At 64.3% G+C, this 14,182-nt stretch carries 15 protein-coding genes; 4 read left to right on the plus strand and 11 right to left on the minus strand.

All coding sequences use genetic code 11. The features are described 5' to 3' along the window. A partial coding sequence (gene mobQ / locus D6851_RS17180) for a MobQ family relaxase (protein WP_183030167.1) occupies nt 1–938 on the minus strand: 938 nt, incomplete at its 3' end. Nucleotides 939–1,208: 270 nt separating this feature from the next. On the opposite strand from mobQ, the gene D6851_RS17185 reads away from it, so the two are divergent. After that, complete coding sequence (locus D6851_RS17185; protein ID WP_238474179.1) at nt 1,209–1,571, plus strand: mobilization protein; 363 nt, start codon at nt 1,209–1,211, stop codon at nt 1,569–1,571. Next, nucleotides 1,549–3,174 carry a type IV secretory system conjugative DNA transfer family protein gene (locus D6851_RS17190; protein ID WP_238474180.1) on the plus strand — a complete coding sequence of 542 codons (1,626 nt, stop codon included), beginning with the start codon at nt 1,549–1,551 and terminating at the stop codon, nt 3,172–3,174. The genes D6851_RS17185 and D6851_RS17190 overlap by 23 nt, the downstream gene beginning before the upstream one ends. Nucleotides 3,175–3,443: 269 nt before the next feature. Here D6851_RS17190 and D6851_RS17195 read toward each other — a convergent pair whose 3' ends face one another. The 8 genes from D6851_RS17195 to D6851_RS17230 form a co-directional block, all read right to left on the minus strand. Then, nucleotides 3,444–3,740: a hypothetical protein gene (locus D6851_RS17195; protein ID WP_006473490.1), complete on the minus strand. Its 297-nt coding sequence runs from the start codon at nt 3,738–3,740 to the stop codon at nt 3,444–3,446. 36 nt (nt 3,741–3,776) lie between these two features. Continuing rightward, the gene (gene parA / locus D6851_RS17200; protein WP_021316632.1) at nt 3,777–4,400 is read right to left on the minus strand and encodes a ParA family partition ATPase; all 624 of its coding nucleotides are present in this window, start codon (nt 4,398–4,400) and stop codon (nt 3,777–3,779) included. A 67-nt stretch (nt 4,401–4,467) separates the two neighbouring features. After that, the gene (locus D6851_RS17205) at nt 4,468–4,773 is read right to left on the minus strand and encodes a type II toxin-antitoxin system RelE/ParE family toxin (RefSeq protein WP_006473480.1); all 306 of its coding nucleotides are present in this window, start codon (nt 4,771–4,773) and stop codon (nt 4,468–4,470) included. Further along, nucleotides 4,770–5,039 carry a CopG family ribbon-helix-helix protein gene (locus D6851_RS17210; RefSeq protein ID WP_006473479.1) on the minus strand — a complete coding sequence of 90 codons (270 nt, stop codon included), beginning with the start codon at nt 5,037–5,039 and terminating at the stop codon, nt 4,770–4,772. The genes D6851_RS17205 and D6851_RS17210 overlap by 4 nt, the downstream gene beginning before the upstream one ends. A gap of 278 nt (nt 5,040–5,317) precedes the next feature. Further along, entirely contained in the window at nt 5,318–6,196 is an 879-nt protein-coding gene (locus tag D6851_RS17215) for a helix-turn-helix domain-containing protein (protein WP_120326078.1), read from the minus strand. A gap of 193 nt (nt 6,197–6,389) precedes the next feature. Then, nucleotides 6,390–6,605 carry a ribbon-helix-helix protein, CopG family gene (locus D6851_RS17220; RefSeq protein ID WP_020817828.1) on the minus strand — a complete coding sequence of 72 codons (216 nt, stop codon included), beginning with the start codon at nt 6,603–6,605 and terminating at the stop codon, nt 6,390–6,392. A gap of 99 nt (nt 6,606–6,704) precedes the next feature. After that, nucleotides 6,705–7,307, minus strand: a complete 603-nt coding sequence (locus D6851_RS17225) for a recombinase family protein (protein WP_120326079.1) — start codon at nt 7,305–7,307, stop codon at nt 6,705–6,707. 175 nt (nt 7,308–7,482) lie between these two features. Continuing rightward, a complete protein-coding gene (locus tag D6851_RS17230) occupies nt 7,483–7,899 on the minus strand; it encodes a MerR family transcriptional regulator (protein WP_120326080.1) in 417 nt (138 codons plus the stop codon). Nucleotides 7,900–7,965: 66 nt separating this feature from the next. On the opposite strand from D6851_RS17230, the gene D6851_RS17235 reads away from it, so the two are divergent. Together D6851_RS17235 and lspA are read left to right on the plus strand one after the other, a co-directional pair. Beyond that, complete coding sequence (locus D6851_RS17235) at nt 7,966–10,089, plus strand: heavy metal translocating P-type ATPase (RefSeq protein ID WP_120326081.1); 2,124 nt, start codon at nt 7,966–7,968, stop codon at nt 10,087–10,089. Continuing rightward, nucleotides 10,086–10,586, plus strand: coding sequence for a signal peptidase II (gene lspA / locus D6851_RS17240; protein WP_120326082.1), 501 nt, complete (start codon nt 10,086–10,088; stop codon nt 10,584–10,586). Before D6851_RS17235 ends, lspA begins: the two co-directional genes overlap by 4 nt. A 31-nt stretch (nt 10,587–10,617) precedes the next feature. On the opposite strand, the gene D6851_RS17850 is transcribed toward lspA, so the two are convergent. Together D6851_RS17850 and traA are read right to left on the minus strand one after the other, a co-directional pair. Then, nucleotides 10,618–11,364: a DUF6118 family protein gene (locus D6851_RS17850; protein WP_183030168.1), complete on the minus strand. Its 747-nt coding sequence runs from the start codon at nt 11,362–11,364 to the stop codon at nt 10,618–10,620. 11 nt (nt 11,365–11,375) lie between these two features. Further along, the coding region (gene traA / locus D6851_RS17250) for a Ti-type conjugative transfer relaxase TraA (RefSeq protein WP_120326083.1) at nt 11,376–14,182 on the minus strand (2,807 nt) is incomplete at its 5' end.

Below are 14,182 nucleotides of genomic sequence, written 5' to 3' on the forward strand. Positions count from 1 at the left end.
ACTACGTGGGCGCGCTCGGGCTGCAACTCGACCAGCGCCGGCGAGGCCATCACCTTCGCAAACGCGCTCTGGAACTCCTGCGGGTCGTCGTTGATGTAGCGATGCAGCGCCCGCGCAACGTCGTGGCGATCGAACACGCTCTTTTCGCCGGTGATGAGGGTTAGAACCTGCTCGGGCTTCTCCCGGATCAGCTCGGCATTGCGCCGGGCCGCATCCTCGTCCAGCCGCGACCGCGACACGTCGAGGCCGCGCCGCTCCATCTGCGAGGCATGGACGCCCACATGCTCGGTCGGCGCAATCTCTAGCCCGCGCTCCATGTGCGAACGATGGTCGATCCGAATATCAAGCCCGGCCATCGCAAGCCGCTCGTTGGCGATCCCCTCCCACCTCTGGCGAAGGTCGCGGAGCTGCATATCGGTCGTCGGCAGGTCGTGCGCCAAGAGCCATTTGTTTTCGCGCTCAAGATAGGTCTTGTCGCCTAGGCCGCCCTCGCCAACCTGCCGCGTCGTCATCATCACATGCGCATGATGGTTGCGAACGTCGCTGGCATCGTGCGGCGCATGGATCGCAAAGTCCACCGCCGCGCCATATCGGTTCGCCAGCTCCTGCGCGAACTCCCGCGCCGCCTCTAGCCGCTGCTCGGCCGATAGCTCATGCGGCAAGGCAATCTCGAACTCGCGGGCAACGCGGGCATCCTTGCGCTTCTCGGCAAACTCGGCGGCGTTCCACAAGTCCGACCGATCCCGCGCCCAATCGGCGTTGACGCCTTCCGGCAAGACGATCTCCGCATGTTCAACGCCCTGCTTGGCCGTGTAGTCGTGCGTGATCCCGTCGCGCTCGTTGGTCAACTTCTCCCCGGCACGATAAGCCATTGAGGCGACGGCGCTGCGGCCGCTCGCTCTCGAAACTGGCTTCATGCTCAAATGGTAGATCGCCAAGCAACAAGCTCCGATACCGTTTCGCCTTTCCCATTGGCCGACCAGCCAATGGCGCGCTGAGTTACGCAGTAACTCGTAAGTGCGCCCTTCTCAACTCAATCGCTCCGCTCCTTCGTCGCTCGGTGTGGCGCTTGCGGCAAGGTCGATGCAATAAATTGAGGCCCGGATTGTGCTGCAAAACCGTCGAAAACTCAAGCGCAACGGGCAAACGCTGGAAAAGACAGCCGGGAATGATAGTCTAGGCTAATGACCGGAAAGGGAGATTGAGGAATGGCGCGTAAAACGATCGAACAACGCTTGGCTGAACTGGACGCGCAGCGTGCCACGCTCAAGGCCCGGCTGTCCAAGCAGGAACGCGCCAACGATACGCGCCGCAAAGTGCTGCTCGGCGCGCTCGTCCTGCATCGACTCGAAAGCGGCAAGGATGAGGAATTTTCCCGGCGCTTGGGCGAATGGCTCAAGCGTGAGCTGCCCAACTTCCTGACGCGCCCCGGTGACAAGGAACTGTTTGCCGACCTGATCGGCAACGCGCAGGCCGGGGAGACGACAGGCAGCGCCGGGGGACGGCCGCATGAGTCAGGCGAGACTTGCATGGGGTGCGTTCAAGAACATGATGCGGCAGGCCGCGCGTGATCCGCTATGGGCGTTCGTCGCTCTGCTCGCCGCACCTTTTCGCATCTGGAAACCGCTTCTCGGGCTTCTGTTCCTCCTTGTTATCGTCCTGTTCGTCGTTGGCTTCGGCGGCCGCTTCGCTCTCGAACAAATCGGCTTTCGCGTCGGCTCGGTTCCGGTTCTCCTGCTCGATCTCGTCACGCTGCTGGTGCTGCTGGCGCTCGCCTTCCGCTTCCTCACCAATCCCCTGATTGTCCATTTCGGGGACATGGACGGCGAAACCCACGGCTCGGCCCGCTTCGCGACGACCAAGGAAACCGCCGCCCTCGCCCGCGCCGATTCCGGCCTGCTGATCGGCCGCGACGGCAAGACCGGGAAGCTCCTGCGCTATGACGGCCCGGCCCATCTGCTGACGATGGCCCCGACGCGCACCGGCAAGGGCGTGGGAACCATCATCCCGAACCTGCTCACCGCCGACCGCTCCGTGATCTGCATCGACCCCAAGGGCGAAAATGCCAAGATCGCCGGCCGCGCCCGCCAGCAATTCGGCCCGGTCCACGTCCTCGACCCCTTCGGCGTCACCGGCCAGCCCTCCGCCGCCTTCAATCCCCTCGACCAGCTCGACCCGGCCGGCCTCGATGTCGCGGAAGATGCCAGCACCTTGGCAGACGCCCTCGTGTTCGATGAACTGGGCATGGCCGGCGAGGCGCATTGGAACGAGGAAGCCAAGGCGCTCATTGCCGGCCTGATCCTCCATATTGCCGCCAGCGAGCCGCGCGACAGGCGAAACCTCGCCACCCTGCGCGAATATCTCACCCTCGCCCCTGAAGCCTTCGCCGCGCTCCTGAAGGACATGCAGGCGTCAACGGCCGCCTCCGGCCTGATCGCCCGCGCCGCAAACCGCCACCTCGGCAAATCCGACCGGGAAGCCGCTGGCGTCCTCTCGGCCGCGCAGCGCCATACCCATTTCCTCGACAGCCCGCGCATGGTCGCCGTCCTCGGCCGATCCGATTTCCGCTTTGCCGATCTCAAGCGCCGCAACGCCTCGGTGTTCCTCGTCCTGCCGCCTGATCGGCTCGCCACCTATTCCCGATGGCTGCGCCTGCTCGTGTCGCAAAGCCTCACCGACATGGCCCGCGATCCTGCCAAGCCGGCCGCCCCGGTCCTCTACCTGCTGGATGAGTTCGCCGCCCTCGGCCATCTGGCCCCCGTCGAGCGCGCTATGGGCCTCATGGCCGGCTACGGCGTCCAGCTCTGGCCCATCCTGCAGGACGTTCACCAGCTCCGCGCCACCTACGGGCAGCGCGCCGGCACCTTCCTGTCAAACGCCGGCGTCCTACAGGTCTTCGGCGTCAACGATCACGACAGCGCCCGGCTTGTCTCCGATCTGCTCGGGCAGGAAACCGTTGTGTTCCAGACCATGAGCCGGGCGCTCGATTCCGACAAATCCGGCATTTCCTACGGGGAGCAACACACCGCCCGCCCGCTGCTGACCCCGGATGAGGTTCGCAACCTGCCGCAGCATGTCGAATTGCTGTTCCTCGCCGGGCAACGGCCGATCGTTGCCGGAAAGCTCGCCTACTATGCCGATCCCGAGTTTCGGGGCCTGTATGACGCTGCCTGACGTGACAGGAAGCGGACCCGGCGCTTTGCGCCGGGACTTTGTTACGAACGGCCCTCCGGCTCTCTACGGCGCTATTGGGGAGCGCGTTCGCCTCCGTGCCGGCGCGGCTTGCGCCGCGATCCACCGCCGACCTGGTGCAAGCTCTATTCAGGGAAACGCCCGGCCACGACGATAGCCCCCCGGCCGGCCCGCTCTCATCATCTAGGGCCGTAGGGACGGCCGGGGGCGGGCCACACACGCAAGCATTAGCGTATTTAGCTATTTACGTATCAACGTGCATAAGGCTCGATCGGCGGCAATCCGTGCTGTGCCAGAACCGCCGAAAGCCCGGCCTCGGCCATCGCCTGAATTGTCGTTCCCTCTGCATCCGCGAGCTGGCGAAGGCGCTGCCAGTCCGATCGCCTGACCTTGACCGTAAGCGCGACAGTCTCGCCCCCTCCCCTCTTTCGCCTCGGCGTCGGGATTTCCACGGCCGGGCGATCGTCCTCGATCGCTGCAAGGCTGGTGGCCTCCGCGCCGGCCTTCGGGCGGGTGAAGGCCGCGAGGCCGGTTGCTTTCTTTGCCATAGGTTTCGCTCCTTCAATACGCGCTTACGTATTTAGCTATTTACGTTCTAACGTGCCTTTAATCCACGCCCACAAAGCCCGGATTTCCTCCGCTGCTTTCCCTTCGGCCTCGAACTCCGTCACGGCGCTGCCAGTCGTGACGGCGCGGGCGAACGCGCGCCGGTCGGTAATCTCGCCGGGAACGATCGGCAGTCCGTAGGCTTCCAGCGCCGCGCGCGTCTCCCCGATCTCGGGCGCACGGAACGGGCAGGCAGACAGGACGAACGCGCCGCGCACCTTCGCGGCCGCCACGATCTCGACGGCGGCCGGGACCGCAGCGAGGTCAAACGCGGACGGTCGGACCGGAATTAAGACCAGCTCCGACCTTCGGGCGATCTGGCCGGCCGCCGGGGCGGCATGGGGCGGGGCGTCCACTACGGCCAAGGTCATGCCCTCGCCCTCGGCCGCCCTAAGCGCGGCGTCCAGTTCCCCGGCCTGCGCCGTGGCGACGATCGGCGTTCCGGCTTCCCGCGCGCTCGCCCATGCGGTCGCGCTCTCCTGTGGGTCGGCGTCGATGACGCAAACCCGTTCGCCGGTCGCCTCGGCCGCCACGGCGGTATGAACCGAAAGCGTGGTTTTTCCGCTCCCGCCCTTCTGGCTCAAAAACGCAATGACGTTCATGCGTCAATCCTTCTTTGCGTGAATACGTATTAAAGCATATAGCTAAGAACGTTACTACGTCTTTAAGCTAGTGCGGCCATTCCTCGGCCGGCCAGTCGCGCGACGTGTGGATGACGCGCACGATCACGACGCTTTCCCGGCCCCCCACGTCCCGCAGCTCATAGGCGATGATGTAGGGATGACGGGCGAGGGACTTTTCATAGGTTCCGCTCACCCGCCCCGGCCGGCCGGTCGCAAATTCGCCGAGCTTGTTCCCGGCGTCCTCGATCGCATCCACGACCCGTTCGGCGGCGAATGGGTTGTCCTCTGCGATATAGCGCAGGATTTCGAGGTTATCCCGCTGCGCCTCAATCGACCAGACAACCGGCCTCATCCGCGCGCGGCTTTCCGGCGCTTCGCTTCCTCGATAACCTCACGCATTTCCGCGACGGCCTGCGCATGGGGGATCACTCGGCCGGCCGCCGCATCAGCCATGCCGCGCTTGATACCGTCGATGATTTCAAGCTCGCGATCGACATAGGCGGCGACGGCCTCGCCGGCGAGGAAGGATTTGCTTCGCTGCGTGTCGTTCGCGATCCGGTCGAGCTTTTCTTTCACATCGGGCCTAACCCGAATCGTCATGGTGGTGCTGGCGGTCATGGAATCGCCTCCGTGTGTTGAATTGTGTACATTCTAGCACGTTGTCCCGGCCGCCGCCATCGCCTTCTATCAAGGTAATACGTTTACACGTCAATACGTATTAACGTAAATAATTAAGCGCCGACCTTGCCCCTCACTCCCTCTCGAAAGCCCATAGGACGTTGGCCGCAGGCGCGAGCGGTGCGGATTAGGTGGTGAGGGTGCCGTTTCCCGGCCCGCGTATAGGCGGGTCGGAACCGCCGCAGGGCTGCGTAAGCAGCCCGAACAGCGGCGACCGCTTATGTTTTCCCTCTTAGATAAAGATCAGATGGGGATTCAGTCTGGTTATCGGACTCACGTTTCATGAAGTTTTTCGCCATGCGCACAAGGGCCTGTCCTAGCGGGCTGTCGCCAGCGTCGAGCTGCGTTCTCTCATCGAGGGGCAGGGTGGTCTTGTAGGCGTCGATTGCCTCGCTCCATGCCCGCTGATCCTGTCCATGATCCGCAGGCGGGGGAGGGGCCTTGCCGAACCGTCCAAGGAACTGCCGGGCCTTCTCCGGCAGAGACAGGCGATAGGCGTTGCTCGCCTGCTGGACCTGTGGGCCACGCCCCTCGTTGCCGGTCGGCTCGTAGCGCCGCAGCCAGTCGATGAAACCATGCGCCCGCAGGTTCTTCAGCGCCCGCACGATCGTATCGCGCGACCGGCCCAAGCGGTCCATGATCGTGGTGATTGACGGCTCTAGCCGGCCGGTGCGGAAGTCGATCAGATTGACGAACAGCCGCAGCACGTCCAGCGCCACCGATCCTAGCGGGCCGCTGCGCTCGCCCTTCTCGTGCAAGCCGGCCTCGTTGTAGATTTCGGCCGCCTTCAAGATCGCCTGCACGTCCTTGCGCGTTGTCGGCCGCCATATGCGGCCCTCCGATCGCCCCCGGATATGACTATGCCGGCGAACTGGCGTCGGGCAGCGCGGGGCCGGGGGCGGAAAGATCAGCCCTAGCGCGGTCTGTCCCGATCCCCGCAGGATGGCCCGGCGCTCATGGGCGAGCGTCGTAAGCTCGCCGGCCTCGTCGTCGGTGAGCTGGCCCGCGCCGTATCGGCTCCAAACCTCCCGCATGATCTCATCAAGCGCGTTCCCGCGCGCGCAGCCGATCGCGGCCGCGTAGTGCGTCCTCAACATATGCCCTCGTCCTTCCATTTGAAGGACATGACGGCGCGGACGGCAGGCACGGCACTCCCGTTTCCGCAAGAATCAATCTTGCGAATTGGAGTGCTCTAGCGTAGATAAGGGGAGACTTTGATGGCCCCGGCTCTACGGTGTGTCTGACGGCCTATAAAACGCTCGACCGCGCCAACGGTCGGGCGTTTTGCCGTTATGTCCCTTGCTTCGCTTCGATATAGAACCTCAACGCTTCCTCGATGATCGGCGCGCGCCCTCGCAAGCCCGCGTCGTCCTTCAGGCGGTCAATCGCCGCGACCAGCTCGCCGGGCAGATCGGCCTGCACAAGAATCCGGCCCTCCGCGCGCCAACGGGCGCGCAGGTTTCGGACACTTTCCAGCTTAACTTGTTCTCGGGTGCGACTCGCCATGTCTACATGAAGAGACGAAATCGCCCGATTCTGCAACCCTTTGCGTAAGGGAGCGAGAAAGGCACTACTTCTAGGGCCGGGCGACTAAACGTAGTTGCGTCAATGCGTATCCACGTCAATGCGTTCTATCGCCCGGTAGATCGTGGCGCGATGCACGCCCAAGAGCTGCGCGACTTCCGCCACCGGCTTCTTATCCTCATGGATGAGCTGGCGGGCGTGGGCGATCTGCTCGGCCGACAGGGCAGGGGAAGGACCGAACCGCACACCTCGGGCCTTCGCCGCGATCCGGCCGGCGCTCGTGCGCTCCACGATCAAGCTGCGCTCGAAATCTGCGATGCCGGCAAACACGGTCAACACCATGCGGCCGGCCGGCGTCGTGGTGTCGGCCCAAGGCTCGGCCAGCGAGCGCAGGCCCGCGCCGGCCTCCTTGATCCGCTCCGCGATCGCCAGAAGGTCGGCCGTCGATCGGGCGAGACGGTCTAGCCGGGTGATCGTCACCACGTCGCCGGCGCGCAAGTGGTCGAGCATCCGCGCCAGCTCGGGCCGGTCCCGCTTCGCCCCGGAAGCCTTTTCCTCAAAGATGCGGACGCAACCGGCCGCGCCAAGGGCGGCCCGCTGCGCATCGAGGTCCTGCCCGCGCGTCGAGACGCGGGCATAGCCGATGAACGCCCGGCTGGCGTTGGAATCTGGTTGGCGGCTCACGGCTCCCCCTGTCGCAAATCATGTCGCAAGTGTCTTACCACTTGCGACAAAGACGTGCGACACGAAAAGCCCTGATTTTCCGGGGCCGGCCGATCTGTCGCGGGTTTTAGTAGTTCTGCGACAAGCTAAGATCGAAGAACAGCCGTATGCATCACGCTGCTTCGGCCAGGCGCTGTTAGTAGTTCCTCGCTGGCGGTGACAGGCTCTCAATTATCCTACAATCTGCAACTAGGCCGCATCCACACTGGTCGATCATCCGGTCAAGTTCGGACTTAAGCGCGATTAAGTCTTGGATTTTTTGCTCGACTTCCTTCCGGTGCTCCTTTGCAATCGCATCAACCGCCGCGCAAGACCGCGAACGATCGTCAGCCAGCTTGAGAAATTCCCTGATCTGATCGAGCGAGAAACCAAGTTCACGCGCCCGCCTGATGAAACTGAGCCGGCTGAGATGGACCAACTCATATGCACGATAGTTGCCACCGGTACGCGAGGGTGCCGGCAGGAGGCCGTTCTTTTCGTAAAACCGGATCGTCTCGACCTTGGTCCTTGTCCGCCTGGCCAATTGGCCGATCATCAGAATTTTGTCGTTCATCTCTTGACCCTATAGTGACTACAGGGTCTATCTGGGGTGTCACATCGGAAAAGTCGAGGTGAGATCATGGCGGCAGCGAGCCCCTACAGACTGCGCGTAGAAGGCATGGACTGTGCATCCTGCGCATTGAAAATCGAGACGGCGATGCAGCGCTTGCCGGGTGTTAGCGACGTCAATGTCAGTTACGCCAGCGAGACGCTTGCATTGCAATTGGATGAGGACCGCACGGCCCTCGGCACCATTGAGCAAAAGATCCGAGCACTTGGGTATACACCAGTGGTCGAGCAGGCCGAGCCAAAGGCGAGCCTGCCTCGGAAGCGTATTACTGAGGCGTGGTGGAAAGGCAGCAAAGGTCGGCTTGTCCTCCTTACTGGTGTGCTGTTCGTTCTTGCCTTCGCCCTCGCGCGTATTCTGCCGGATTGGGAGCAATGGCTCTATTCAGGCGCGGCGCTGATCAGCGTTATCCCGTTCGCGAAGCGGGCTGTCGCCGGCGCGATATCCGGATCGCCCTTCACCATTGAGACACTGATGACAGTCGCAGCACTCGGCGCGGTCGCCATCGGCGCGGCCGAAGAAGCTGCTGTCGTGATCTTCCTGTTCGCAGTGGGCGAACTGCTTGAAACCGTGGCGGCCGGCCGTGCGCGGGCAGGCATTGAAGCGCTGATCGATCTCGTACCCCGGGTCGCGTTCCGCGAACGTGACGGTGCCGTTGAAAAGGTCGCTGCCGAAGAGCTGGCCATCGGTGATGTCGTCGTTGTTCGGCCTGGAGACCGCGTGCCGTCTGACGGCACGGTGATTGACGGTGTATCTGAGGTCGATGAGGCGCCCGTGACAGGCGAATCCGTGCCCGTGCTGAAAGAAGCCGGCGCAACCGTCTATGCGGGCAGCATCAACGCGAATGGCGAGCTTCGGGTGTCGATCAACCATGTCGCGGCTGACAACACCATTGCTCGCATCATCCACATGGTCGAGGAAGCCCAGGAGTCAAAGGCCCCCACGGCGCGCATGATCGACCGCTTCAGCCGCTGGTATACGCCGGGCGCGATGGTCGTCGCGGCTCTGATCGTTGTCGTGCCGCCTCTCGCCTTTGGCGGTGACTGGATGACATGGGTGTATCGTGGCCTCGCCACGCTGCTGATTGCCTGTCCATGCGCACTCGTGATTTCCACACCGGCGGCCATTGCATCCGGTCTTGCCGCTGGGGCACGCCAAGGATTGTTGATCAAGGGCGGCGCGGCGCTGGAAACACTCGGGAAGGTCATAACGGTTGCCTTTGACAAGACGGGAACGCTGACGCGCGGCCGTCCCCAGGTGACAGATATTGTGCCGATCAGAGGTGACGAGAACTCGGTTCTCGCCATCGCGGCGGCTGTCGAGCGCAACACCAGCCACCCGCTCGGTGTCGCAATCGTGGAGGCAGCAGAGGGGCGCGGGCTCGAACTGCCCGCCACCTTCGGCGGCGGCATCGCGACACCCGGCAAAGCGGTCACGGCGCGGCTGAAAGACGGCTTCGCCTCGGTCGGCTCTCCTCGGCACGCTGCTGAACAGGTTGCCTTTGAAGAGAGCATCGCTGAGACGATCACTAAGTTGGAAAGCCAAGGCAAGACGGTTGTCGTGCTTATGAAAGGAAAGACCCTAGAGGGATTGATCGCGTTGCGCGACGAGCCGCGCGACGACGCTATCGAAGGTGTGAAACGGCTGACGGATCGGGGTGTGCGCGCCCTGATGCTGACCGGCGACAACAAGCGCACGGCCGACGCCATCGCGGCCCATCTCGGCCTTGAGGCGAGCGCCGAACTCCTGCCCGACGCCAAGCTTGCCAAGATCGGCCTCCTCAAGGCTGATGGGCCGATCGCCATGGTGGGGGACGGCATCAACGACGCACCGGCGCTCGCTGCCGCTTCCGTTGGCGTTGCCATGGGTGCGGGCACCGATGTCGCGCTTGAAACCGCCGATGCCGCGCTGCTCAGAAACCGGGTGACGGGTATCGCCGATCTCATCGAATTATCGCAGACGACGCTCGGCAATATCTGGCAGAACATAGCAATAGCACTTGGATTGAAGGCCGTCTTCCTCGTGACGACTCTATTCGGCGTTACCACGCTCTGGATGGCTATTCTCGCCGATACGGGCGCTACGGTCCTCGTTACGGCAAATGCGCTACGCCTGCTGACGTGGCGCGGCAAATGAACCGGAACAGTGAGCGCGTGCAGGTTGGCCCCGCTGCATTGATAGTCGCCATAGGAGCGGCGCTCGATCTTGCAACGAAGGCATGGGCGCGGGCGAGTCTCGAACCCTATGGCCCTGCTTTCGACTTCTTGCCCTTCGTATCTCTGCACCTGACTTTTAACGAGGGCGTGTCGTTTGGTTTGTTCGCTTTCGAGGGCGATACGGGCCAAGCCGCTTTAGTGGTCGTTACAGGATTGCTGACCCTTGCCATGACCGTATGGGCCTATCGGTCGCAAGGTTGGCACCGGGCGGCCCTTTCACTGGTCGCAGCGGGCGCTCTAGCAAACCTGATCGACCGAAGCGCACGCGGCTCTGTCACCGACTTCCTGAACCTGCATTTTGGGGATTGGCATTTCTTCGTGTTCAATCTGGCAGATATATGGATCAGCTTAGGCGCTGCCTTTCTGCTGGGTCTACAAATCATCCCGCAGAAGAACAAAATCACATCGATTCCATAAATATAGGACGCAGCTCGAACAAGCGCCAAGGCTACTGAGGCGCTGGCACGGTGATGGTGCAACGCTGGTCCTCGCCGGCCGTGCGCGCGGCCTCCCAACAAGCCGCTACGGCCTCCCTGTTCGCCTCAATGAGCTGATCAGCCGAGACCACGCGCTGCCACGCTTCCGGGCTGTCGAACGCCATGAGACTCATACCGGCCCGCCACGGCGTTTCCCCCATGACAACGCTGGCGACACGCGGCGCGGCCGAGAACGGCAACAGGCGCGGAAGGAACAGCATCACCACCGCGCCGGCGAGCAGGCCGATAGCGAAGGCGACGACAAGCCACCAATTTTGCCGATCGCGCTCCCGCGCGCCGGCGACATGCGCGGCGAGGTTCCGGCCGGCGCGCTCGAGGTCGGACGCCTGCCGTTCGAGCTGCTGCGCGGCGGTGCGTATCAGGGCCTCGCCGCTACGCTCGAGCGCGGCCGCATAGTGCTGCGCCCCCTGCCGAAGAATGGGCGACTGCTCGACGCTGTGCAGCCGCTCCGCAACAGTGTCGAGAGCCTGCACGAGCTGGGCGAGCTGGGGCTTGTAATCGGTCTGCGGCTCGATCTTGTCGAGCTGGTCGAAAGCGGCTTCCAGCCCGCGCCGCATCACGGTCATTTCCGCGCCGATCTGCGCGCCCTGCGTCTCGATCGTGCGCCGGAGCGCGTCGAAAGCTGCGGCCGGGTCGCCGGCGTCCTCGTCCAATGCTTCCGGTTCGATTCCTTCCCTGTCGTCGTCCAGTTCCGCCATGATCTCCCTGCCTACATTCCCAAGCCGATACCCCGGCTAATCTGCCGGCTGCGTGTCATTTCCTCTTGCAGCGCGCGGGCAATGCTCTGCTCCCGGCGCAAGTCCTGCCCGATTCCAAGCTCCCGGCTGCGATTCCGCACGATGGATTCCGCCTGCGGGTCGCGCTCAAGGCTCTTGGCAAGGCCGCTCATCTGGCTTTCGACCTTGCCGCGTGCCTCGTCGTGTTGCCAGCCACGAAGCTCCCGGCGCTGGCCCTGTAGCTCCTGCCAGCGTTCAACGAACCGCTCGGCCCTGATATTCGGGTCTTGCAGCGCGGCGTTTTCGCGCTTCATTCCGTCGATGACATGCGCGACACGCTCCCGGCCGGAAAGCTCGGTTATGGCGCGTGCCGTCGCCGGGTCGTTTTGCAACGTCGAGCGCAGCAAATCTTTCATGCCGCCCTGCACCTGGTCGAGCTGCTGGCCGGCATCGCGCATTTCCTGCCGCTGCATGTCGAGGACCGGCAAACCCTCGCGCCGATGCTCCGCGACCGACTGATAGGCCCGCGCATAGCGGTCAACAGCCTGCTCAAGCGGCGACTGCCGCCGCGCCCGCTCGGCCAACCGGTCAGGCGCCGGTGCCTGCCGCAAGCTCCCCTCTCTTTCCGGCCGCTCTGTGCGCTCCTGTGAGGGGGCAGGACGCGCATTGAGCTTGAGGCCGGCGAACATACCGCGCCGCTGCTTCTCGGCCTGTTGCGGCCGTTTCTGGTCGATCTGCGAGCCGTCCTCGCCGGCGCGGTCTGGCTCGCGGCTCTCGGTCGCCGCGCCGCGCTCGAGTTTCAGGCCCTCGAATGGCCGTTGGCGCTGCTGTCGATCGGCGGCGAGATCCTCGCGAGGATTTGCACGAAGATCCTGCGCGAGATCCGCGCGGACTTTTTGCGAGGATCTCCGATCAAGGGCATGATCCCCGGCCGTCGACTCCCGTTCCGCACGTAGCCCGGCGCGCTCGGCCGGAATCTCGATCTCGCTGCGGACGCCCATTTGCTCCGCGATCCCGCGCCGCTCGGCAAAGTCGCGGGTATAGTCGAGCGTCGTTTCCTTCACGCCCGACCGGGACAGGCGGCGTTCTAGCTGGCTATAGGCCAGCTCGCCGGCGTCCTGAACCTTCCATGTGTTCCGGTGCGTCTGCGTCCCATCCGGCAAGGTGACAGGGGTGGAACCCTCATGCTGTAGGCCGATCCTCTCCCCGATCTCCGGCGCGGCCTCTTTCATGGCGCGCTCAAGATCGACGCCCCAAACCGTGCGCTGCTCACCCTTGCCGTTCTCCAGCGTCACGAAATAGCTCTGGCTGTTGCCTTCCTTGTGCTCGAACGGCGCGGCCCCATGCTCGACCAGCCGGCCGGCATGGGTGAACTCGTCCTGTGCCGCGTAGAGCTGCACGCCGTCGCGATGGCGGGTCATGGCGACATAGGTTAGATGCCGGTCCATCATCCCCGACGCCAGCACAAAGGAACGATCGACCGTCGCCCCCTGATTTTTGTGAATCGTCGTCGCATAGCCGTGGTCGATCGCCTGATAGTCGCCCATCGGAACGCTGACGTTCTCGCCGCCCCGGCCGTCCAGCGTGGCGATGATCCTGCCGGCCTCGACATGCTCGACCGTGCCTAGCATCCCGTTTTTCACGCCAAGGTCGCGGTTGTTCTCCAAGAACACGATGCGGTCGCCCGGCGCGAACTCGCGCTTGCCGTCATTGGTCTGGAAGGTCAGCGCGCCGGCGTCCTCGCCCTGCGCCAGCTCGCCCCGGTCCTGTAGCTCGGTCCTGATCGCGTCATTGATGGCCCGAACATCGGCCCGTCGATGCGCCATCGCTACGCGGGTGCCGTCCGGGCGCTCGTCGCGGTCGGCAAGGTAATCGCGCACGATCTGGCCGCGCACGTCCTCGCCGGTTTCGGCAAAGCTGATATTGCCCCGATCCCGATAGGCCGCCAGCCCCTCGGCCGTCCGGTGCGTGGCGAAGTCAACCGACGCCTCCCGCTGCCAGTCCACCCGCTGCCGGCGAATCTCGGAAAGCTCGGCATGGCCGATTTCCTCCGTGATCGCCCGGAACGGTGCGCCGGCCCCGATCGCCTGTAGCTGCTCGTGATCGCCTACAAGCACGATCTTCGCCCCGCGCGCCTCGGCCTCGCCAACGAAGCGGGCGAGCTGGCGCGAGCCGACCATGCCCGCCTCGTCGATCACGAAGACGTCGCCGCGGCCGATCGTGCCGCGGTCGTTCTCCCAACCGCGGGACCATGACGCGAGGGTGCGGCTCTGGATGCCGGAACTTTCCTCCAAGCCCTCGGCCGCCTTGCCCGACAGGGCCGCGCCGTGGACCTGATAGCCCTCGGCCTCCCACGCCTCGCGCGCGGCCGCGAGCATGGTGGACTTGCCAGCGCCGGCATAACCGACAACGGCCGCGATCCTCTCCGGGCCGGTGATATGCTCGATCGCCCGGCGCTGCTCGTCGGACAGCCGGGCGGAAGCATCGCCGGCGCTGCGCTGAATGGCGGCGTCCTGCCGCTCTATGGCGCGCTCGACATGCCGGCGATCGACGCCATGACCATGCGCGCCGTGCATCCGCTGCGCGCTCTCGATCATGCCGGATTCGAGCTCGACCATTTCGCGGGTCGAATAGCGGGCAAGCTCGATCTCGCCCGTTGCTGCCGGGTCCCCCACTACGTGGGCGCGCTCGGGCTGCAACTCGACCAGCGCCGGCGAGGCCATCACCTTCGCAAACGCGCTCTGGAACTCCTGCGGGTCGTCGTTGATGTAGCGATGCAGCGCCCGCGCAACGTCGTGGC

The sequence above is a fragment of the Altericroceibacterium spongiae genome (genome assembly GCF_003610805.1).
Classification (GTDB): domain Bacteria; phylum Pseudomonadota; class Alphaproteobacteria; order Sphingomonadales; family Sphingomonadaceae; genus Altericroceibacterium; species Altericroceibacterium spongiae.